This is a genomic window from Bacteriovorax sp. DB6_IX, assembly GCF_000447775.1.
GTDB lineage: Bacteria > Bdellovibrionota > Bacteriovoracia > Bacteriovoracales > Bacteriovoracaceae > Halobacteriovorax_A.
Map to the genome: position 1 here is coordinate 1 of NZ_AUNJ01000202.1, position 5,620 is coordinate 5,620.

A 5,620-nucleotide genomic window follows, 5' to 3' on the forward strand; every position below is an offset into this window, starting at 1 on the left:
AACTTTTCTTAGCCGCCAAAAACTATTCTCGGCCTAGTTTTCATTCTTTAGAAATTGAACATTACCATCTCTTTTGATGACAACTTTAGAAGAAATTCCATTGAGCTTCTTTCTCAGGTTTGTGAGGTGGGTGTTCAATGTTTTGTCTGTAAAAACTTGGTTTGGCCATGCTCTTGCGTAGAGATCATTTTTAGAGATGAGGCCATTATTAGTAAATGCATGAAAGAGAACCTTATACTCATTAGGGGTAAGATCAACCTCAGTGTTCTTAAATTTAATCGTGTTCTTACTCATATCCAAAATATAGTCTAAGAACTTTACCTCATTTCTGTGAGACTTGATTCTCGAGCGCACCCTTACTTTGATTTCTCTGTCAGACATCTGTCGACTGATGAAATCAACGGCACCTAAAGTAAAGGCCTTTTCGATAGACTGATCTTCTGATGAAGACGAGATAATTATAATGGGAATATCAGACGTGTATTGTAATTCCTCTAGGATCTCAAAACCATTTTTAAAAGGCATATAGAGATCTAAGAGGATGATATGTGGATTGAATGTTGAAATTGTTTCTAAGGCCTCTAATGAGTTCTCAAGACAAACAAGTTCATATTTCTCTTCAAAGAGAACTTTATAGTGTTCAAGATTTTCAATTTTGTCGTCAATACAGAGTATTCTTTCCATTTTTGGTGCCAGAGATTTATACTGAATTTATTGACTCAATAATAGCAAGTGCCTGTTTATACAGCAATTAGACTAGGATAAAGTTTTCTTGATTGTGAGTTAGGTGTGCGTCATAAGATAGGGAAGGTCCAAAGGGACCTTCCGCGATAAGTTATTGAGTTTACTCGATGATAAGCTTTTGGAGAAAGTTACTCTGGCTTCGTACGGCCTTTTCAGCTTCCTGTTTCGAGATCAGACCTTTCTCGTAAAGTTCGTATATATGTTGATCAAAGGTTTGGCATTTCACCCCAATTTCATTTGTTCCACCATTTTCTATGATAGAAATGATCCTCTCAAGTGGCTCGTCTCCACGGATACATTCTTTTACCCCTGGGCTCGTTACCATGATTTCTTGAGCAATAAGGGCCTTCTTCTTATTCTTTCCTTTAAGCATACGTTGAGAAATGGTCGCAAATAATGAATCTGCCAGTCTCTTTCTCACATCAATAAGTTCCTCAGGTGGAAACATTGAAAGTATTCTACCGATTGTTGCAAGAGCATCAGTTGTGTGAACTGTGGCCATAACAAGGTGTCCCGTTTCGGCCGCTTTAAGTGCAACCGAAATAGATTCTTGATCTCTAAGCTCTCCCAGCAGGATGACATCAGGGTCTTGTCTTAGGGCCGATTTCAATCCACTCATATATGTTTCGGTATCTCTTCCAACCTCACGTTGACTAATACGTGAACTTTTTTGAGAGTGAAGATATTCGATAGGGTCTTCAATTGTCACAATATGCTTGGTTTGAGTTTGGTTGATAAAGTCGATCATTGCTGCAAGAGTCGTACTCTTTCCCGAACCTGTTGCTCCTGTGACAAGAATAAGTCCACGCTTCTTCTTTGTAATATCTTTTAGTGTAGGAGAGAGATTGAGCTCTTCAATCGTAGGAACTTGCATATTGATTATTCTTAGAATGAGACCTGATTTTCCATTGTAGCGAAAGAAGTTCATTCTTAAACGACAGAGTTCTTCAATCTCATAAACAGCATCGTATTCTTTTAGTTGTTCGTAATCTTCAAGGACATTCTTATTTGAGATCATAATCTCGCAGAGATTTTTAATATCCTCATCTTCAATATTCTTATTTGATTTAACTGGAACGAGATCGCCTCGAATTCTTAAACAAGGGGGTTCACCCGCCCTGATGTGAATATCACTTGCTCCATTTTGAAGAGCAACACTCACTAGTGATTTTAAGTGTTTGTCGGTAAAAGCCATCCCCATGTCCCTTTATAAATTGTCAGTACCTGACATATGTTCTATGCTTAATTATCGGAAATTATTAGGAAGAGTTTAGATAGATGACAGATAAAGTTCTGATTATAAGACTTTCAAGCTTTGGGGATATCGTTCAATGTATGAGCTGCCTATCTCCTATAAAGAGAGGTCGTGACGGCAATGGGAATCGTGAAATCCATTGGCTCGTTAAGAAGGAGTTTTCATCTGTCTTAGGGATGTCCGATCAAATTTCTCGAGTAATTGAGTTTGATAAGAAGATTGGAATGTTAGGGCTTATCAAATTAGCAATCAAGTTAAGAGAAGAAAATTATACTCATATCTACGATGCTCATTCAAATATACGCTCTGTCGTTGTCTGTACGATTCTATCTTTTATGAGATCTCTCTCGCTTGTAAGAAGATCGAAGGAGAGAATTAAACGCTTCATGCTTTTCAAAATGAGAAAGAATCTTTTTCCATGGCCATTTCTTGGGGCCATTTCCTATCTTAGACCAATCTCAGCTTGGATTGATTTCAAAGAGAGAGAGACAGACTTTAACCAGGATTGGAGTTTTGCTCCATCAGTGATTGAGAAGTTTGAGAGTTTTAATATTGATAATTTTATTGCGATTGCTCCATCTGCCGCTTGGGAGATGAAGAGATGGCCAATTGAATATTGGAAGGATCTTGTTAAAAAATTAAAGGACGAAAAATTTGTTGTTCTTGGAGGTCCTGCAGATGATTTTTGCCAGGAAATCTCAGATATTGATCCCGAAAGAATTATTAACCTTGCGGGAAAAACCTCTCTCATTGAGAGTTGCTACTTTGTGAAAAAGTCAAAGACAACGATCTCGGCCGATACAGGTATTCTTCACGTAGCGGATATCCTAGGCGTAAAAACAATTGCTCTTATTGGTCCAACAGCTTTTGGATTTCCAACAGCACTCACTACCGAAACCATGGCAGTTGATCTGCCTTGTCGACCATGTACAAAAGATGGAAGAGGTAAGTGCTCTCAAGATATTTATCAAAAATGTATGGTTGATATTCGACCAGAAGCTGTGGCGAAGAAGTATCAGAGCTTAAACTGATATGATTTCTTAAAGCACTCTTTCTTTAAGGCCGCTGGTAAGAACCTTTCAAGAATATGAAAAGATCCAATGATTAGAACCGTTTTTCTTTCTTCTTGGCAAAGAACTTTTGCCATATGGGCTTCCCTTGCCGCACGCACTAATGAAACATCTGGTGGAACGGGAAAGATTAAAACCTCTTGAGGTCTTTGAGCCTTTGGTAGGTCAACAGCTAAGAGATCAAGACCAAGCTCTTTTGCCCTTGTTATCATCTTCATATAACTATCGGTATTATAACCCCAACGATATTTTAGGTAATCATAGAGGTCTTGCTCAGAGTTCTTCTTGTCTTCTAAATAGCGCTCTAAAAGGTCCTGATAATTCGTCTCGACCATTTCCAAGGCCAGGACTTCTCCACCATTATTTGCGAAAATCTCAAGGTCTTCACTAAACTCAGCTCTTAGCTGATCATGGGTATGAGTTTCTCCGGCCAGTATTAGTTGGTGATCGATATTTTCAAATACACTTGCTGAATTTGCTGCGAGGGTTTGAAAATGGGATAAGAGTAGCCAGGCCAAAAAGAGATTTTTCATATTTGGCACTATAGTCTAAATTCGAATAGATAGGGCGATTATCGTAAAATTTATAAACTGCTATACACAAATGGGGTTATGGAAAGGGGATAAGTCTTTGTAAACACGATGTTAGGACTTTCTTTTTTGAACTGTTGAAAATTATCTGTCGTAGATGAGGTGGTAACGTGGAGATGGGTGAAGCCCACCCCCACTTAAGGGGAGCAGTTATTAATCTCGATGTTCGATTTCTAGCTCTTTTCTCATTTTCCAAAGGAGATGAGAAATAAATGGTCTTCTACTTTCTTTAGCTGTAATCATGAGAAGTTTTGTGATCTTAAGTTTATCAGGATCAGAATAGAGAAGAATAAGCATCTCTTGAATAAAGTTTGTACTAAGAGTGATATAGTTATCTGTTCCAACACCTAAACGAACACCTTTTTTCTCCCACCATGAAAATGGGTGATCCTTATAATCAGGGAAAGAGCCTGTAAGTTTTAAATTCGATGAAGGAAGGGCTACTAGCGAAACATCCTTGTGAATCATTCGATTGAGAATGTCATGTTGATAGTGCTCAATTTCTCTCGCCGTATGAAATTTGGTTTTAAGAAAACTGACTCTTTCTTCTTCGGTTAGAGGAATTCCTTGGTAGAGTTTTTGTTTGATTGCAGGATCATGGAATTTCATATCCTCTAATTCTTCCCATTCTGCTGAGTTTGGAAGAATCACTTGGTGTTTAATATTTCTCTCCATAACTCTTTGATAGAGTCTATGAAAATAGTAGTTAGGGTTGATTCCGAGACTTAGGCCATGTTCAAGTGTGTCAATATGCCAAATATTCATCGCATTATCTACAGACTGAATACCTCTTCTTAAGTTCTTCCATGTTTCCCCATGGTGACTTCTAATTTTTAGCCCTTTGTATTGTAGCCTTCTAAGGCCGGCCTGAAGTTCCTTGAAATGAGCTTTTCTATAAAGTTCTTTTTCATCTCCCACAGTATCTACTTCTTTTAAGTTTTTCATAATCTCAGGTCTTTTCTTTATGAGATCAAGCAGTGTGGCAACTTGGTGATCGAAGTGGGCTTCTTTGGAATCGAAATTATCACTATCATAGAAATTCAATTCTTTTCTAAAACTAGGTGAGAGAATAAAGTCAAATTCTGGTACTTCTTTTTGAAACTTTTTAAATCCTGTATAGAGACCCATAACAACATCTTCTTCAGTAACATCACTGAGTCCAGGGATTTGTTCAGCATCCATTTTATTTGCTCTTGAAAGAGTAAACTTTAGTCGAATATTTCCAACGTTATAATTCTCGTAGAGGTCTTTGGCCATGAAGTAAGCGGCATCCTCATGAGCTTCTCGAGAAGTAAGAATAAGTTTTGGAAGAAAGAGGATTCTCAGATAAGTTTTAAATTGTTCACCATCTTTTAAGCGAATGAGATTATCAACATCTTCGACACTATTAATAGGAATAGAGTCTTCTCCATAGACATTCTTAATTTGTTCTTCATAAAGCTCTCTATCTGGTCCATCAAGGAGGACTTTGAGTCTTGGGTAAATAAACTCTGCCGTTAGTGATCCCGTGAGGTGAATATGCTCTTCATGAAATGGAAGAGGGAACTTTTTAAAGAATGTAAAGAGAGCATCTGATAGAGGATGGCCTAGAAGAGTATCAATGTCGACTTCATCAACAGAGTAACCGGCCAATAGCTTTATAAACTCATGAACGGCCTTTTCAACTGAAGGTGTATCCTTTACTGTTTGACTGTGGCAAAGAAGCTCCAGTGTATCACTCAAATTGATTCCATTTGTCTCACTGATAATGCGAGTCAACTCGAGTTCAAGGGCCTTGATAACCTGTTCTCTTTTCTTGTGCATCTGTATTTCCTTATATCTAATTTACTTACTTATTATATCATAGCTCTTTTGAATGATATTGAAGTTCTCTCTTAATCGTTTATCAATGGAATCTGTTTTGTTGTAGTAATTCCACTTATCTGGATGGTAGAGAGAAACTATTTTCTTATATTCTTTTT

The 5,620-nt window shown here is 37.6% G+C and carries 5 protein-coding genes; 1 reads left to right on the top strand and 4 read right to left on the bottom strand.

Annotation, left to right across the window (positions count from 1 at the left end):
* Positions 1-33 precede the first annotated feature (33 nt).
* Together M901_RS06030 and M901_RS06035 are read right to left on the bottom strand one after the other, a co-directional pair.
* Complete coding sequence (locus tag M901_RS06030) at positions 34-684, bottom strand: response regulator transcription factor (RefSeq protein ID WP_021277297.1); 651 nt, start codon at positions 682-684, stop codon at positions 34-36.
* A gap of 160 nt (positions 685-844) precedes the next feature.
* Entirely contained in the window at positions 845-1,939 is a 1,095-nt protein-coding gene (locus M901_RS06035) for a type IV pilus twitching motility protein PilT (RefSeq protein WP_034720809.1), read from the bottom strand.
* An 83-nt stretch (positions 1,940-2,022) separates the two neighbouring features.
* Here M901_RS06035 and M901_RS06040 point away from each other — a divergent pair, with 83 nt between their 5' ends.
* On the top strand, positions 2,023-3,030 hold the full coding sequence (locus M901_RS06040) for a glycosyltransferase family 9 protein (RefSeq protein WP_021277299.1): 1,008 nt from the start codon (positions 2,023-2,025) through the stop codon (positions 3,028-3,030).
* Here M901_RS06040 and M901_RS06045 read toward each other — a convergent pair.
* Together M901_RS06045 and M901_RS06050 are read right to left on the bottom strand one after the other, a co-directional pair.
* Positions 3,015-3,602: a ChaN family lipoprotein gene (locus M901_RS06045; protein ID WP_034720807.1), complete on the bottom strand. Its 588-nt coding sequence runs from the start codon at positions 3,600-3,602 to the stop codon at positions 3,015-3,017. The genes M901_RS06040 and M901_RS06045 overlap by 16 nt on opposite strands.
* Before the next feature lie 210 nt (positions 3,603-3,812).
* Positions 3,813-5,462, bottom strand: a complete 1,650-nt coding sequence (locus tag M901_RS06050; RefSeq protein WP_021277294.1) for a hypothetical protein — start codon at positions 5,460-5,462, stop codon at positions 3,813-3,815.
* Positions 5,463-5,620: the final 158 nt, after the last annotated feature.